This window comes from Xanthomonas hawaiiensis, from assembly GCF_031834635.1.
GTDB lineage: Bacteria > Pseudomonadota > Gammaproteobacteria > Xanthomonadales > Xanthomonadaceae > Xanthomonas_A > Xanthomonas_A sacchari.
The window spans coordinates 795397-811545 of record NZ_CP115873.1 but is presented as its reverse complement, the minus strand read 5'-3'; the positions used below and the strand labels follow the sequence as shown (position 1 = coordinate 811545).

General features: G+C 70.5%; 13 protein-coding genes. 7 read left to right on the top strand and 6 right to left on the bottom strand.

Annotation, left to right across the window (positions count from 1 at the left end; translation table 11 throughout):
• Positions 1–81: 81 nt before the first annotated feature.
• On the bottom strand, positions 82–2433 hold the full coding sequence (locus PG878_RS03520) for a GH92 family glycosyl hydrolase (protein ID WP_209032156.1): 2352 nt from the start codon (positions 2431–2433) through the stop codon (positions 82–84).
• A gap of 131 nt (positions 2434–2564) precedes the next feature.
• On the opposite strand from PG878_RS03520, the gene PG878_RS03515 reads away from it, so the two are divergent.
• The 3 genes from PG878_RS03515 (at position 2565) to PG878_RS03505 (ending at position 6295) form a co-directional block, all read left to right on the top strand.
• Positions 2565–3614, top strand: a complete 1050-nt coding sequence (locus PG878_RS03515) for a LacI family DNA-binding transcriptional regulator (RefSeq protein ID WP_209032157.1) — start codon at positions 2565–2567, stop codon at positions 3612–3614.
• Positions 3611–4915 carry a sugar MFS transporter gene (locus PG878_RS03510; protein WP_209032158.1) on the top strand — a complete coding sequence of 435 codons (1305 nt, stop codon included), beginning with the start codon at positions 3611–3613 and terminating at the stop codon, positions 4913–4915. Before PG878_RS03515 ends, PG878_RS03510 begins: the two co-directional genes overlap by 4 nt.
• 93 nt (positions 4916–5008) lie before the next feature.
• Positions 5009–6295, top strand: coding sequence for an AGE family epimerase/isomerase (locus tag PG878_RS03505; RefSeq protein ID WP_209032159.1), 1287 nt, complete (start codon positions 5009–5011; stop codon positions 6293–6295).
• 214 nt (positions 6296–6509) lie between these two features.
• Here the strand turns inward: PG878_RS03505 and rpoD are convergent, their stop codons facing one another.
• The gene (gene rpoD, locus PG878_RS03500; RefSeq protein ID WP_048490828.1) at positions 6510–8372 is read right to left on the bottom strand and encodes an RNA polymerase sigma factor RpoD; all 1863 of its coding nucleotides are present in this window, start codon (positions 8370–8372) and stop codon (positions 6510–6512) included.
• A gap of 114 nt (positions 8373–8486) precedes the next feature.
• On the bottom strand, positions 8487–8927 hold the full coding sequence (gene dtd, locus PG878_RS03495) for a D-aminoacyl-tRNA deacylase (RefSeq protein WP_209032160.1): 441 nt from the start codon (positions 8925–8927) through the stop codon (positions 8487–8489).
• A gap of 167 nt (positions 8928–9094) precedes the next feature.
• Here dtd and PG878_RS03490 point away from each other — a divergent pair, with 167 nt between their 5' ends.
• The gene (locus PG878_RS03490; protein WP_209032161.1) at positions 9095–10009 is read left to right on the top strand and encodes a lauroyl acyltransferase; all 915 of its coding nucleotides are present in this window, start codon (positions 9095–9097) and stop codon (positions 10007–10009) included.
• Positions 10010–10035: 26 nt separating this feature from the next.
• On the opposite strand, the gene PG878_RS03485 is transcribed toward PG878_RS03490, so the two are convergent.
• Positions 10036–10557, bottom strand: coding sequence for a GNAT family N-acetyltransferase (locus PG878_RS03485; protein WP_209032162.1), 522 nt, complete (start codon positions 10555–10557; stop codon positions 10036–10038).
• A 293-nt stretch (positions 10558–10850) separates the two neighbouring features.
• Between PG878_RS03485 and ribA the strand changes: the two genes are divergently transcribed.
• The 3 genes from ribA (at position 10851) to PG878_RS03470 (ending at position 14193) form a co-directional block, all read left to right on the top strand.
• On the top strand, positions 10851–11975 hold the full coding sequence (ribA, locus tag PG878_RS03480; protein ID WP_209032163.1) for a GTP cyclohydrolase II RibA: 1125 nt from the start codon (positions 10851–10853) through the stop codon (positions 11973–11975).
• A gap of 149 nt (positions 11976–12124) precedes the next feature.
• A complete protein-coding gene (locus tag PG878_RS03475; RefSeq protein WP_209032164.1) occupies positions 12125–12664 on the top strand; it encodes a PH domain-containing protein in 540 nt (179 codons plus the stop codon).
• A complete protein-coding gene (locus tag PG878_RS03470) occupies positions 12661–14193 on the top strand; it encodes a PH domain-containing protein (protein WP_311186017.1) in 1533 nt (510 codons plus the stop codon). The genes PG878_RS03475 and PG878_RS03470 overlap by 4 nt, the downstream gene beginning before the upstream one ends.
• Positions 14194–14215: 22 nt before the next feature.
• On the opposite strand, the gene PG878_RS03465 is transcribed toward PG878_RS03470, so the two are convergent.
• Together PG878_RS03465 and PG878_RS03460 are read right to left on the bottom strand one after the other, a co-directional pair.
• Positions 14216–15253, bottom strand: a complete 1038-nt coding sequence (locus PG878_RS03465) for a CDP-glycerol glycerophosphotransferase family protein (RefSeq protein ID WP_209032165.1) — start codon at positions 15251–15253, stop codon at positions 14216–14218.
• Positions 15253–16086: a glycosyltransferase family 2 protein gene (locus PG878_RS03460; protein WP_209032166.1), complete on the bottom strand. Its 834-nt coding sequence runs from the start codon at positions 16084–16086 to the stop codon at positions 15253–15255. The genes PG878_RS03465 and PG878_RS03460 overlap by 1 nt, the downstream gene beginning before the upstream one ends.
• Between the last annotated feature and the right edge of the window lie 63 nt (positions 16087–16149).

Genomic DNA, 16149 nt, shown 5'->3' with positions numbered 1-16149 from the left:
GCGACCGGGCTTCACCGGGAACGCCTCGTCGCGGCTGAAGCCGCTCCTACAGGAGACGTCCCGCAGTCGTGGAGATGCCCTTCACTCGCTCATCGAATAGGCACGCTCGGCACCCGCCGCGGCCCAGGCGGTGTTGGGCGTGGCCTGCAGGGTGAAGCGCAGTTCGCCGCCGGCCATGAGTTCCTCATGGCGCAGGAATGCACGGTTCAATGGACGCCCGTTGAGGGTGACACTGCCGACATAGGGATGCGCGTCGTCCAACCCATCGGCGATCACCGTGAAGCGCTTGCCGTTGGGCAGCGCCAGGGTGGCGCGCGGCAGGAACGGGCGGCCGAGGATGTACTGGTTGCTGGCAGGCGCCACCGGGTAGAAGCCCAGCGCGGTGAACACGTACCAGGCCGACATCTGCCCCATGTCGTCGTTGCCGGCCAGCCCGTCCGGCCGCGCCGCGTACTGGCTGCGCATGATCTGCTGCAGCCGCGCCTGGGTACGCCACGGCTGCCCGGCGTAGGCATACAGATAGGCGACGTGATGGCTGGGTTCGTTGCCGTGCGCGTACCAGCCGATCAGCCCGGTGATGTCCTCCATGTGCGCGAACACCTTGGGATCGACCTTGGCGTCGAACACCTGGTCCAGCCGCGCCAGCAGTTTGTCGTCCCCGCCATGCGCGCGGGCCAGGCCGGCCACGTCCTGCGGCACGTACCAGGAGTACTGCCAGGCGTTGCCTTCGGTGTAGTCGGTGCCGTAGCCGCTGGCGTCCGGATCGAACGGGGTGCGGAAGGCGCCGTCGCGCTTGCGCGCGCGCATGAAGCCGGTGTCCGGGTCGAAGGCATTGCGCCAGTTGCCGGCGCGCTTGGCGAAGGCGGCGGCGACCTCGCTGCGGCCCATGTCCTGCGCCATGCGTGCGATGGTCCAGTCGTCGAAGGCGTACTCCAGGGTCTTGGAGGCGGCCTCGCCTTCCTCGTCGATCGGCACGTAGCCGAGTTCGCGGTACTGGGCGATGCCGTCGTAGGGGCCATAGTCGGCGCTGGCCACCATGGCCTTGAGCGCGGCGTCGGTGTCGTAGCCGCGGATGCCCTTCATGTACGCGTCGGCGATCACCGGCACCGCGTGGTAGCCGATCATGCACCAGGTCTCCAGGCCGTGGAACGCCCACACCGGCAGCACGCCGTAGGGGCTTTCGCGCTGGTGCGCGAGCAGCGAGTTGACGATGTCGTTGGTGCGTTGCGGCGGCTGCACGATGGTCAGCAGCGGGTGCAGCGCGCGGTAGGTGTCCCACAGCGAGAACGTCGAATAGTGGGTGTAACCCTGCGCCTGGTGCACGGCATTGTCCGGCCCGCGGTAGCGGCCGTCGCTGTCCATGAACAGGGTCGGGCCGAGCAGGCTGTGGTACAGCGCGGTGTAGAACTGGGTGCGCTGCGCGGGCGGCGCATCCACCTCCACCGCGCCGAGCGCCTGTGCCCATTGCGCGCGCGCGGCACGGCGCACGCCGTCGAAATCCCAGCCCGGTACTTCGGCGTCGAGATTGGCAATGGCGCTGTCCTCGCTGACCGGCGAGATCGCCACCTTGACCAGCAGTGGCCCGCGCAGGCCGTCGCCGAAGTCGAACGAGCCCACCAGTTGCCGGCCTTCGATCTGCGCGCGCTGGGCAGGGTCGTTGTCGCCCGGCGGCGGGAAGCCCTTGTAGGGAATGTCCTGCTCGGTGTTGTGGAAGGCATGGCCGCGCAGCGGCTGCGAGAAGCGCAGGGCGAAGTACAGCTGTCGCCCCGGCGCCCAGCCGCGGGTCTCGCGGAAGCCGGTGACGGTGCCGTCGGCGCGCAGGCGCAGCCGCGACCAGCTGATCTTGCCCGGGTAGTCGTACAGGCTGGTGCGCAGGTCGAGCAGCACGTGCGCCGGCTGGCCGGCCGGATAGGTATAGCGGTGCACGCCGACGCGGGCGCTGGCGGTGAGTTCGGCGCGCACCCTGTAGTCGTCCAGGGTCACCGCGTAGTAGCCCGGCTCGGCGCGCTCGTCGTCGTGGCGGAAGCGCGCGCTGTAGCCGCTGCCGGGTGTGTCCGGATCGCCGCGCTCCAGCCGCACCGTGCCGCTGATCGGCATCAGCAGCACGTCGCCCAGGTCGGAGTGGCCGGTGCCGGAGAAATGCGTGTGCGAGAAGCCGACCAGGCTGCGGTCGTCGTAGCGGTAGCCGGCCGCCCAGCCGTAGGCATCCTTGCGCGGCTGGATGCGCGTGTCCGGGCTCAGTTGGACCATGCCGAACGGCACCGTGGCGCCGGGATAGGTGTGGCCTTCGCCGCCGGTGCCGATGAAGGGGTCCACCGCCGCCACCGCACGCTCGCCGGCGTTGCCACCCGTCGCCGCGACGGCGGATGCGATCGGCCACAGCGCGGCCAGCAGCAGTGCGGTAGCGCCGCCCAGCTTCCTTGAGCTGCGCATGGCAGGCTCCCCGTATCGAATCGATCCAAACGGATAGCACAAAGCCACTGCAATGCCTTGCTGCACTGCAAAATGCGGATCGGATCACGACGGCGCAGGATGAGCGACCTTTTGAACCGGTCTAAAGCGCCGTGGCGCCGTCTTCCGCCGACAAACGCGTCACCGTGTCCGACATCGCCGCTGCCTGCGGCGTGTCGCGGGCGACCGTGTCGCTGGTGCTGCGCAACAGCCCGCTGGTGCACGCGGACACGCGCGCGCGGGTGGCGGCGGAGATCGCCCGCCAGGGCTATGTCTACCACCGCGGTGCGGCCAGCCTGCGCGGCCGCGCGTCCAATGCGGTGGCGCTGGTGGTCAACGACCTGGCCAACCCGTTCTTCGCCGAGTTCGCCGGCGGCGTGGACGCGGCGCTGGCCGAGGCCGGCTACGTTATGCTGATGGGCAGCACCGGCGAATCGCCGGAGCGCCAGCAGACCGTGCTGGCCTCGCTGATCGAGCACCACCCGGCGGCGATGATCCTCTCGCCCACCGAGAACACCGACGCGGCGCGGCTGCGCCAGCTGCTGGGGCCGCGCCTGCCGGTGCTGCTGTTCAACCGCGCGCTGGACGGCGACTGGCCGCTGCTGGCGCTGGACAACCGCCGCGGCGCGCGCCTGGCCACCGAACACCTGCTGGGGCAGGGCCACCGCGCCATCGCCTTCTTCGGCGGGCACCGCCAGTCCAGTTCCTGCGCCGAGCGCCGCGCCGGCTACCGCGAGGCGCTGGCCGCCGCCGGCATCGCCGTCGATCCGGCGTGGCTGATCGAATGCGCGCCGACCCGGCTGGAAGCCGCGCGCCAGGCCGGCGCACTGTGCGCACGCGACCCGCTGCCGACCGCGCTGGTCTGCTACAACGACGTGGTCGCGCTGGGCCTGGCCAGCGGCCTGGCCGAACGCGGCCGCGTGGCCGGCCGCGACTACGCGCTGATCGGCTTCGACGACATCCCCGAAGCCGCCGTCGCCACTCCGCCGCTGTCCACCGTCGCCGTCGCCCCGCGCGAGCGCGGCATGCAGGCCGCGCGCCTGGTGCTGGACGCGCTGCGCCACCGGCAGGCCCTGCCTGCGCTTACCATCGCCCCCGCCCGGCTGTGCCTGCGCGCCAGTAGCCGGGTCGCCCTCTCGCCCGTTCCCGGAGTCGCTGCATGAGCCGTCGCCCGCTGTCCAACACCGCCGCCATCGCGGTGGTCAGCATGATCTTCTTCACCTGGGGCGGCCTGACCAGCCTCAACGACGTGTTGATCCCGCATCTGAAAGCCGTGTTCCAGATGAACTACGCGCAGTCGATGCTCATCCAGTTCACCTTCTTCGGCGCCTACTTCCTGATGTCGGTGCCGGCCGGCGCCGTGGTGTCGCGGGTCGGCTACAAGGCCAGCATCGTCATCGGCCTGGTGGTGGCGGCGATCGGCGCGGCGATGTTCTACCCGGCCGCGCGCCTGCCCTCCTATCCGCTGTTCCTGACCGCGCTGTTCGTGCTGGCCAGCGGCATCACCCTGCTGCAGGTCGCGGCCAATCCCTACATCAGCCTGATCGGCGCGCCGGAGAAGGCGCCGAGCCGGCTCAACTTCGCCCAGGCGCTGAACTCGCTGGGCACCACCGTGTTCCCGTGGCTGATCGGCCCGCTGATCCTGGCCGGCGCGGTGCTCGGCGCCGACCAGATCGCGGCGATGGATCCCGCGCAGCTGTCCGCGTATCGCATCGAACAGGCGCGTACGGTGGAAATCCCCTACCTGATGCTGGCCGGCGGCCTGCTGCTGCTGGCAGTGTTCATGCTGGTCATGCGGGTGCCGTCGCTGCGGGAGGACAAGGACACCGGAGCCGAGTCGCACCACCGCTTCGCCGACGCGCTGCGCCACCCGCACCTGCTGTGGGGCGTGGTGGCGATCTTCATGTACGTGGGCGCGGAAGTGGCGATCGGCAGCTTCCTGATCAACTACATCTCCAGCCCCACCACGGGCGGCCTCAACGAAGCCGACGCCACACACCATCTGTCGTACTACTGGTTCGGCGCGATGGTCGGCCGCTTCGCTGGCGCGGCGCTGCTGCAGTTCGTCCCGGCACGCAAGCTGCTGGCGACCTTCGCCGGCATCGCCTCGCTGCTGCTGATCGCCACCATGCTCAGCACCGGCCATGTGGCGATGTGGAGCGTGATCGCGATCGGCCTGTTCAACTCGATCATGTTCCCAACCATCTTCACCGTGGCCATCGAACGCCTGGGCGTGCTCACCAGCAAGGCCTCCAGCCTGCTGATCATGGGCATCGTCGGCGGCGCCATCGTGCCGCTGGCGCAAGGCGCGCTGGCCGACGCCATCGGCATCCAGCACGCCTTCGTGATCCCGCTGCTGTGCTACGCCTACATCGTCTGGTACGGCCTGCGCGGCTCGCGCCTGTCGCCGGACCTGGCGGCGGCCGCGCCCGTCACCGCGCCGGCCGCGCGCGTGATGCACTGATCCGCTGATCCGTTCCCGGCACGGCGGCGGCCCACACGCCGCCGTCGTGCACCGCCGTCTTCTCCTCCCTCACACAGTTCGCCAGCCAACCGCATGAACCTGCCCGCCACGCCCCTGCCCGACTTCGCCGACGCCGCCGTCCTGCGCGCGCACATCGCCGACACCATGGCCTTCTACCACCCGCGCGCGATCGACCCGGCGGGCGGCTTCTTCCATTACTTCCGCGACGACGGCAGCGTGTACGACGCCGGCCATCGCCACCTGGTCAGCAGCACCCGCTTCGTCTTCAACTACGCGATGGCGGCGATCGAGTTCGCCGACTCGGCGCTGGCCGCCGAGTACCTGGACGCCGCGCGCCACGGCCTGCGCTACCTGCGCGAGGTGCACCGCGATAGCGCCAGCGGCGGCTACGTGTGGACCCTGCGCGACGGCGTGGCCGAGGACCGCACCCAGCACGCCTACGGCGCCGCCTTCGTGCTGCTGGCCTACGCCACCGCGAAGAAGGCCGGCCTGGACACCGACGCGTGGATGGACGAGACCTGGCAGTTGTTGGAGACCCGCTACTGGGATGCCGCCGCCGGCCTGTACCGCGACGAGGCCACCCCGGAGTGGACGTTCTCCAGCTACCGCGGCCAGAACGCCAACATGCACCTGTGCGAAGCGCTGATCGCCGCCTACGAGGCCAGCGCCGAGCCGCGCTACCTGCAGCGCGCGCTGCTGCTGGCCGACCACATCACCCGGCGCCAGGCGGCGCTGGCCGGCGGCCTGGTGTGGGAGCACTACGACGCCGACTGGCAGGTGGACTGGGACTACAACCGCGACAACCCCAAGCACCTGTTCCGGCCGTGGGGCTTCCAGCCCGGCCACCAGGTCGAGTGGTCCAAGCTGCTGGTGCTGCTGCACGGGCACCTGCAGGCGGCCACCGGCACCGCGCCGGCGTGGCTGCTGCCCACCGCGCGCCACCTGTTCGACACCGCGTTGGCGCACGGCTGGGACGCGCAGCACGGCGGCATCGTCTACGGCTTCGCCTCCGGTACCGAAGAGGCGCCGGTGGTCGGCGTGCCCGACGTGGCCGCGGCGCCCACCTACTTCTGCGACGACGACAAGTACTTCTGGGTGCAGGCCGAAGCCATTGCTGCCGCCTCGCGGCTGCTTGCCGCCAGCGGCGATGCCAGCTACCGCGCCGCCTACGACAAGCTGTGGGCGTACTCCTGGGAGCACCTGGTCGACCACCGTTACGGCGCCTGGTTCCGCATCCTCAGCCGGGACAACCGCAGTTACAGCGACGAGAAGAGCCCGGCCGGCAAGACCGACTACCACACCATGGGCGCCTGCCACGACGTGCTGGCGGTGATGCGCGGCAGCAAGGCGTTCGCGTAAGCGGATGCGACCTACACAGGGACGCCGGCGATCCGGCGCCCTTGTTGCCCGTTGTAGGAGCGGCTTCAGCCGCGACTCGGCGTTCCCGGTAAAGCCCGGTCGCGGCTGAAGCCGCTCCTACAAGGGATGCGGTGCATCGTCCGATCCGGCATCTGCGCCCACAAAAAAGCCCCGCACCTGGCGGGGCTTTTTCGTTGCCGCGAACAGCGCTCGATCAATCGATATCGAGGAAGCTGCGCAGCTGTTCCGAGCGGCTCGGGTGACGCAGCTTGCGCAGCGCCTTGGCCTCTATCTGGCGGATGCGCTCGCGGGTCACGTCGAACTGCTTGCCGACTTCCTCGAGGGTGTGGTCGGTGTTCATGTCGATGCCGAAGCGCATGCGCAGCACCTTGGCTTCCCGCGGGGTCAACCCGGCCAGCACGTCGCGCACGGTCTCGGAGAGGTTGATGTTGGTGGTGTTCTCGATCGGGGACTCCACGTTGGTGTCCTCGATGAAGTCGCCCAGATGCGAATCCTCGTCGTCGCCGATCGGGGTTTCCATCGAGATCGGCTCCTTGGCGATCTTCATCACCTTGCGGATCTTGTCCTCGGGCATGTCCATTTCCTTGGCCAGCTCCTCCGGGGTGGCCTCGCGGCCGTACTGCTGGAGCATCTGCCGGGAAATGCGGTTCAACTTGTTGATCGTCTCGATCATGTGCACCGGGATGCGGATGGTGCGCGCCTGGTCGGCGATCGAGCGGGTGATCGCCTGGCGGATCCACCAGGTGGCGTAGGTCGAGAACTTGTAGCCGCGGCGGTACTCGAACTTGTCCACCGCCTTCATCAGGCCGATGTTGCCTTCCTGGATCAGGTCGAGGAACTGCAGGCCGCGGTTGGTGTACTTCTTGGCGATGGAGATCACCAGGCGCAGGTTGGCCTCGACCATTTCCTTCTTGGCCTTGCGCGCCTTGGCTTCGCCATAGGCCATGGCGCGGCTGATTTCCTTCAGCTCGGCCAGGCTCAGGTAGGTGGCCTGCTCCACCGCCACGGTGGCTTCCTGCTCGGCGATGATCTGGTCCTTGACGTCGCGCAGCGCCGACGACCACTTCTGCTTGCGCTTGAGCGCGTCGTCGACCCAGGCCACGTTGGTCTGGTTGCCTTCCCAGGAACGGATGAAGTCCTTGCGCGGCATGCGTGCCACGTGGGTGGCCAGGTGCAGCACGCGGCGCTCGTGGTCCTTGACCTGGGCCATGGTGTCGCGCAGCTTGCGCACCAGCACGTCGGTCAGCGGCAGCGGCAGCTTCAGGGTGACGAACACCTCGGCGATGTCGTTGCGCAGCTTGGTGACCAGCTTGTGCTCGGCGCCGTTCTTGGCGTGGGCCTTCTTGAACTTGGCGTACTCGGTGGCCAGCACTTCCATGCGCCGCGCGACCTCGGCCGGATCCGGACCGGTCGGGCCGGCGTCCTCTTCGGCGGTGTCGACGTCGTCGTCGTCGTCCTCGTCGGCATCGGCATCGGTGGCGCTGTCGTCGTCGGACACCGCGACCGGCGGGGCCGGCTCTTCCTCGATCAGGTCGTTGAAGCCGACCACGATCTCGGCCAGGCGCTTCTTGCCTTCCTTGTGCTGTTCGTAGTCCTCGAGCAGGGTCTCCACCGCCAGCGGGAACGCGCCCAGCGCGGCCTGCACCTGGCCGAGGCCTTCCTCGATGCGCTTGGCGATGGCGATCTCGCCTTCACGGGTCAGCAGTTCTACTGTGCCCATCTCGCGCATGTACATGCGCACCGGGTCGGTGGTGCGGCCGCCTTCGGTGTCGAGCGCGGTCAGCGCCGCAGCGGCTTCTTCGGCCGCGGTGTCGTCGACTTCGCGGTTGCCGGTGTTGCCGTCGTTGAGCAACAGGGTTTCGGCATCGGGCGCAACTTCATGGACATCGATGCCCATGCCGTTGATCATGCCGATGATGTCTTCGATCTGTTCGGGGTCGACCAGATCGTCGGGAAGATGGTCGTTGACTTCCGCGTAGGTCAGATAGCCCTGTTCCAGGCCCTTGCTGATCAGTTGCTTGATGTCGGATTGCTGGGCAGGACGTTCGTTGGCCATGAGTGCTCGCGCCACCGGCAGGTAGGTGAATGAGTGAACCTAGCATTATAACAGCCCGGACCGCCGCTTGCCGGACGAGGAGCCTGAACGGCTCCGCCAGGAACGCGCCGGCGTCTACGGCCGGAGCAGGAAGGTGACCGGGCCGTCGTTGACCAGGCTGACGACCATATGGGCACCGAAGCGGCCGCTTTCCACCCCTGGCGGGTGCTGCGCGCGGCACACCTCCAGCAATCGGTTGAAGCCGCGTTCAGCCTCGGCCGGCGGTGCCGCGGTGGTAAAGCTGGGCCGCATGCCCGAGCCGGTATCGGCGGCCAGGGTGAACTGGCTGACCAGCAGCAGGCCGCCGCCGGTGTCGCGCAGCGAGCGGTTCATCCGCCCGCTGTCGTCGGAGAACACCCGGTAGCCGAGCAGGCGCTCGGCCATGCGCCGGATCCTGGCCTCGTCGTCGCCCGGCTCCACCGCCACCAGCGCCAGCAGGCCGGGGCCGATCTGGCCCACGACCTCGCCGTCGACGCTGACCGAGGCATGGGTGACGCGTTGGATCAGCGAGAGCATAGGGCTGGGATTGGGGATTGGGGATTGGTGGCGCCGCGACGAACGGTTGCGATCGTGCGGCATCATCGCCGAATGGGCGAGATTGAGAAAGGGACAGCGCACGCGGCCGACGGGATCCGCGATGCCGGTCGGGCAGGCGCGACGCGCCGAGCGGATAAACTGCGCCGATGAAACCCGCCACGCTCGCTTCCCTGCTGTATCGCTGCGCCGCCGCCGTGGCGCGCCTGCCGTGGCCGTGGCTGCACCGCCTGGCCGACGGCCTGGCCGGGCTGTGGCTGCGCCTGGACGCGCGCGAGAGCCGGGTGGTCCGGCGCAACCTGGAACTGGCCTATCCGGAGCTGCTGCCCAGCGAGCGCGTGGCCCTGCAGCGCGACGTGCTGCGCTCCACCGCGCGGCAGGCGTTCGAGACCCTGGCGCTGTGGACCCGGCCGCCGGAACAGAACCTGGCGCGGCTGCGCCTGCGCCACGGCCAGGACCTGTACGACGCCGCCCTGGCCGCCGGCCGCGGGGTGATCGTGGCCGCACCGCATTTCGGCAACTGGGAGCTGCTCAACCAGTGGCTGGCCTCGCGCGGCGACATCGCCATCGTCTACCGCGCGCCGGAGTCGGCGGTCGGCGATGCCTTCCTGCAGTTGGTCCGCAGCGGCGAACGGGTGCGCCAGGTGCGCGCCGAGGGCCCGGCGGTGCGGCAGTTGTTCAAGACGCTCAAGGACGGCGGCGCGGTCGGCATCCTGCCCGACCAGCAGCCCAAGGCCGGCGACGGCGTGTTCGCGCCGTTCTTCGGCGTGCCGGCGCTGACCATGACCCTGGTCAACCGCCTGGCCGAACGCACCGGCGCCACCGTGCTGTTCGCCTGGTGCGAGCGCGTCGGCAACGACCTGGAGTTCGCCCTGCACGTGCAGCCGGCGCCACCGGACATCGCCGATGCCGACCCGCTGCGCGCGGCCACCGCGCTCAACGCGGGCGTGGAGCGGGTGGCGCGGCGCGACCCGGCGCAGTACCAGTGGACCTACAAGCGCTACACCCTGCGCCCGGACCCGGCCGAGCCCAATCCCTACGCCACCGAGCGCCATCCGCACTAGGGCGTTCGCCCCCGGCAGAACCCGCGTCAGTCGTCGTGCGGCTGCGCCGGACCGGCGAGGATGCGCTGGTAGAACGCCAGGTCCAGCCAGCGCCCGAACTTGAAGCCGGCCTCGCGCACGGTGCCGGCGTGGACGAACCCCAGTTGCTCGTGCAGGGCGATGCTGCCGGCATTGCTGGCGTCGATGCCGCCGACCAGCACGTGCACGCCGCGCGCCTGCGCGGTGTCGATCAGCGCCTGCAGCAGGCGTCGGCCCGCGCCGCGGCCGCGGTGGTCGCGGTGCACGTAGACCGAATGCTCGACGCTGTACTTGAACGCCGGCCAGGCGCGAAAGGTGCCGTAGCTGGCGAAGCCGACCAGGGTGCCGTCGGCGTCCTCCAGGCCCAGCACCGGGAAGTTGCCGGCGCGCTTGGTCGCGAACCAGGCCGCCATGCTCTCCGGCGGGCGTGGCCGGTAGTCGTACAGCGCGGTCGAGTGGACGATGGCGTCGTTGAAGATCTCCAGGATCGCCATCGCGTGGCGCGGTTCGGTGCAATCGACGAGTTGCATGCGGGCGGGAGGCCGGAGGGGATGCGAGGCGGCACAGTAGCAAGCAACCGGCGGCGCGTGCACACCCGCTCCGCGCCGAAATGTCGGCATTGCCGCAGACGCCGCATCCGGTTGCATCGGCGATGCAGCGCGGCCGGGCACAGTGCGTTCCATCGCCTGCAGGCTGGCGCATCAGGCAAAGCGCGCGACAATGGCGCCGGGCGCCACGCGCCTGCCGGCGCCGCGCCGGGGCCGCCGCGACCGGACGCGGCAGCCTTGAAGCGGCGCCGCCGATCCCCCATCTGGAGTCGTGCATGACCAGCCCCACCGCCCCTTCCGCGCACGCCTTCGGCGATCCTGCCGCGATCCGCAGCGAACGCGCGGCATCGGAGTTGCGTGCCGGGCGCCCGGTCCTACTCGAAGACGGCAACGGCCACACCCGCGCGGTGATGGCGCTGGACAGCAGCACCGAACCGTCCTACCTCGGCTTCGCCGAGGCCAGCGGGCAGCGGCACTACCTGTTCGTGACCCCGCCGCGCGCGCAGGTGCTGGGCCTGGACGCGCCGCAGGGCGCGCGCATCGCCCTGGCCGGGCACTCCTACGACGCGCTGGCGGCGCTGGCCTACCTGCGCGACGGGCCGGTGCCGGCGCAGTGGCAGCCCGGCGACGCGCTGGATGCCGGCGCCGCCGAGATCGCGCGCCTGGGCCTGCTGCTGCCGGCGATGGTCGCGGCGGACCTGGGCGCGGACAGCAGCGCCTTCCAGGGCTGCCAGTCGCTGCGGCTGGACGACCTGGAACACGGCTGCGCCCTCGCCGCCTCCGACAGCTACACCCTGGTCACCCGCACCCAGGTGCCGCTGCGCGACCTGGGCCCTGGCGAATTCGTGGTGTTCCGCGGCGGCGTGGCGCAACGCGACCAGGTCGCGATCGTGATCGGCCAGCCCGACCTGAGCGCGCCGGTCCCGGTGCGCGTGCATTCCTCCTGCCTCACCGGCGACCTGTTCGGCTCGCTCAAGTGCGACTGCGGCGATCAGCTGCGGCACGGCCTGGCCAAGCTCAAGGCGCTGGGCGGCGGCGTGCTGCTGTACCTGGACCAGGAAGGCCGCGGCACCGGCATCGCCACCAAGATGCGCGCCTACGGCTACCAGCACGACGGCCTGGACACCATCGACGCCGACGCGCAACTGGGCTTCGGCGCCGACGAACGCCGCTACGGCAGCGCCGTGGCGATGCTGCGCGGACTCGGCATCGGCCGCGTGCGCCTGCTCACCAACAACCCGAACAAGGCCGAGCGCCTGCGCGCGGCCGGCATCGAGGTGACCGAGCGCATCCCGGTCACCGGCACCATCACCGCCGAGAACGAAGGCTACCTCCGTACCAAGGCCGCCCGCGCCGGCCACGCGCTGGACGTGGACGCGCTGCTGCGCGCGGCGCGCTGAACCACCGCCGCAGGTCGGCACCCTCCACCGCCTGCCAGGATCGGGACGGAAACCGCGCCGCGGACAGCGCACGCCCGCCATCGCCGCGTTAGGATCGCAGGCCACGCCGCGCGCCCGCGCCCCGAGACCCCGACGTGATCGCACCGCCCATGGACGACTCCCCCGCCGCGCCCGCGCCGAGCGCTTTCGCCGCCCCCCCGGCACCCGCAGACTGGCCGCCCACCGACTGGCAACCGCTGCCGTTGCGCGGTGCCTGGCTGGCCGCGCTCGGCGGCGGCTGCATGCTCGGGCTCAGCCTGCTGATCGGCGCGGCCATCGTCGGCCTCAGCCTGCACAGCCTGCATGCGCTGGCGCTGGGCGCCGTGGCGGCGGCGGTGGGCAGCCTGTGCGGCGCCTGGGTCGGCTTCGTCCGCCACCGGCGCATCCGCTGGCGGCTGAATGCCCAGGGCCTGGACGTGTTCCGCGGGCGTCTGTGGCAGAGCGAAACGCACGTGCCGATCTCGCGCGTGCAGCACCTGGACCTGCGCCGCGGCCCGCTGGAACGCGCGCTGCGCCTGTCCACCCTGGTCGTGCACACCGCCGGCACCCGGCATACCGCCGTCGCCGTGCCCGGCCTGGACCAGGCCGACGCGCAGCGCCTGCGCGAACGCCTGGCGCACCAGCTCGACCACGACGACGACGCGCTGTGAGCGACCTCGCCGACACCGAGTGCACCACGCCGATACGGCGCCTGCATCCGTGGTCGTGGCTGTTCGTGCTGCTGCAGCACCTCAGGCACTTCCTGCTGCCGTTGCTGGCGCTGCTGGTGTTCGGCAGCCGCGACGGCCACCGCGATCACGCCGATCACCTGGTGATGCTGGCGGTGTGCAGCGGGCTGGTGGCGGTGTCGCTGCTGCGCTATCTCACCTACCAGTACCGCATCGGCCACGACAGCCTGAGCATCCGTAGCGGCTGGCTGGAGCGCAGCCTGCGCGAGATCCCGTTCGCGCGCATCCACAACGTGGTGGTGCACCAGTCGCTGCTGCACCGGCTGTTCGGCGTGGCAGAAGTGCGTCTGGAATCGGCCGGCGGCACCAAGCCCGAGGCGCAGATGCGGGTGCTGCGGTTGGACCAGGCGCTGGCGCTGGAACAGCAGATCCGCCACCGTGCGCCTGCCGCCGAGCGTGCCCAGGCAAGCGACGACGCGGGCGCCGCGCCCGCTACGCCGGACAGCGAGCTGCTGCTGGCGCTGCCCACCGCCGAGGTGCTGCGCCAGGGGCTGATCTCCAACCGCGGCATGGTGGTGCTGCTCACCGCGTTCGGCGCCACCTACCACCTGTTCCCCGAACGCATGATCTCCAACGCGATCGAGCACTACGGGCGGCAGCTGTTCGGCTACGCCACGCACCTGCAACTGGGCTGGATGGCCGGCGCGGTGACCTTCGCGCTGATGCTGGCGACGCTGTTGCTGCTGATGCGCGCGTTGTCGATGGGGCTGGCCTTCGTGCAATACCACGGTTTCCGGCTGAGCGAGAGCGAGCGCCGGCTGACCGTGGAACGCGGCCTGCTGACGCGGTTGCGCAGCAGCGTGGCGCGGCGCCGGATCCAGGCCTGGACCCTGCACGAGAGCGTGCTGCAGCGGCTGCTGCGGCGGCGCAGCCTGCACATCGACACCGCGGTGATCCAGTCGCACCACGGGCACGACCACGCGCTGACGGAACTGGCGCCGCTGGCCACCCCGGGCGCCTGCGATGCGCTGCTGCAGCGGCTGCTGCCGCAGATCGCCTGGCCGCCCGCGCACTGGCACGGCATCGCCACGCGCCACTGGTGGCGCCTGTCGCTGCCGGCGCTGCTGCTGGTGCCGCTGCTGTGCGCCGGGCTATGGCCCACGCTCGGTGCCTGGGCGGCATTGGGTCTGCTGTGGCTGCCGTGGTCGGCGTTCAAGTCCTGGCGCCAGGCGCAGCGCATGGGCTACGCGCTGGACGCGCGCTACGTGGCGGTGCGCGGCGGCTGGTGGCGGCGCTGGTGGCGGCTGGCCGAACTGGACAAGTTGCAGACGCTGCACCTGAGCCGTTCGCCGCTGGACCGCTGGTGCGGCACCGCGACCCTGTGGCTGGACACCGCCGGCGCCCGCCACGGCGAACCGCCGCTGCGCGTGCGGCTGCTGCCGGACGCGCAGGCGCGTGCGCTGTACCGGCAACTGGGCGAGGCGCTGGCGCAGCGGCGGCTGCGCTGGTGAGCCGGTGCGGCGGCGATACGCGTCAGCGACGCACGCCGCGGCCCCAGTAGCCGATACGGCGGCGGATCTTCAGCTTGCGCCATAGGTTCAGCGGCTTGCGCCGCGGGTTGCGCGCGCCCTCGGCGACGAAGTCGTCGATCGCTTGCAGCACGCGCTCGCTGGACTGGCCGTCGCGGTAGGGATGCAGGCCATCGGCGAATTCGCGGATCGCCGCCATCAGTTCCGGCGGCCGCTGCAGCGCGCGACGGATCGCCGGTTCGAACTGCGCTGGATCGTCGATGTCGATCAGCTGCGGCCCCGGACGCCGGTTCTTGAAGGTCACCACCGGCTTGTAGGTGAGCAGGAACTCGTTGAGCGCGGACGAAGTGTCCGAGCACATCATGTCCACCTGCGGGAACAGTTCCAGGATGTTGTCGTTGTCGGCGAAACGCAGGTACTCGCTCTCCAGCGCGCGGAAGCGCGCGACCATCGCCGGGTCCATCTTCGGATGGAAGGTGACGATCCAGCGCCACTCGCCGCTGCGCGAGAGCCGCGCGACCTCGTCGTAGAGGATGCCGGCCGCGCTCCACGACGGCGAGAACGTGGAGTGGTACAGGATCACCGGCGGCTGCCGCACCGGCGCCAGTTCCGCGCCGATCTCGCGCATGAACGGGTCGATCTTGGGGAAGCCGGTCTCCTTGACCGCGAAGTGGCCGAGCTTGCGCGCCAGCGCACCGAACGCCGCGGTATCGCGCGGGCCGGTGGTGCAGTACAGGTCGAAGAAGCCGCGCACGTAGATGTGCCGCGGCTTGCCGGCGTCGAAGCCGTGGAAGGTCTCGACCTTCACCCCCGGAAAGAAATGCGGCACCGCGTTGCTGGAGGTGATCACCGCGTAAGGATTCCACGCCAGCACCTCTTCCACCGTCGCCAGGTGGCGCTCGTCGGCGCTCAGATCCTCGGCGCCGGGGCCGTCGAAGAACCACGCCGCGTCGTCGCCGCGCGCGCGGATCGCCGCCTGCAGCGGGCGCAGGATCGCCAGCGCGTAGCGCTCGGATCCGTACAGCAGATAGTGCTTGCTCATCAGTGCTCCAGATCGTGCCGTTGCAGTTGCGCCCGCGCCTGCTCCACCGAGGCCGGGTTGATCTGCATCTCGTAGTAGCGCATGCGCTTGTACAGCGCGTAGCTGGCTGCGGTCTGCGCCACCACGAAGCCGCGCCAGCCGTCGAGGAACGCCAGCCGCAGCAGATAGTCCTTGAGGAACGCGCCGGCGAACACGAACGGGCTCTGCCACATTCTCACCGGCTTGCGCTTGTCGCGCCAGCCGAGCGCCTTGAGTTCGGCGTAGCGCAGCACCTTGAGCTGCTTGTGCACCAGGGTCGGGTTGTGCAGGTGGTTGAACGGCGGCGCGAACTCGGCGCTGGCGCCGTCGAAGCGCAGCGACTCGTGCACCCGTGCATCGCTCCAGCGCGCGCGGCCGCGGTGGTACAGCCGCGCCAGGCGCTCGCCGACCATCGGTTTGTACCAGCGCATCGGCGCGCCCATGTACCAGGTGCTGCGACGCAGCCACACCGCGTCCACGCGATTCTCGGCGAGCAGTGGCGGCAGCCGCGCCTGGCATTCGGCGCGCAGCGCGTCGGACAGGAATTCGTCCGCGTCCAGCACCAGGATCCAGTCGTGCGCGGCCTGGGTGGAGGCGAAGTTGCGCTGCGGGCCGAAACCCAGCCAGGCCTGCTCGACCACGCGCGCGCCGTGCGCGCGGGCGATCGCTACGGTGTCGTCGGTGCTGCCGCAGTCCACCACCAGCTTGTCGGCGGCGAACGGCACGCTGTCCAGGCAGCGCGCGATGTTGGCGGCCTCGTTGTAGGTCATCACCACCAGGCTCAGCGGCAGGGTGGCGGCGGCAGCGTCGGCCATGGCGCGCGGTATCCGGAAGTCAGGCGCGGTGCCGGCGGTCGGCGCCAGGCGCCGTGCCGCCCG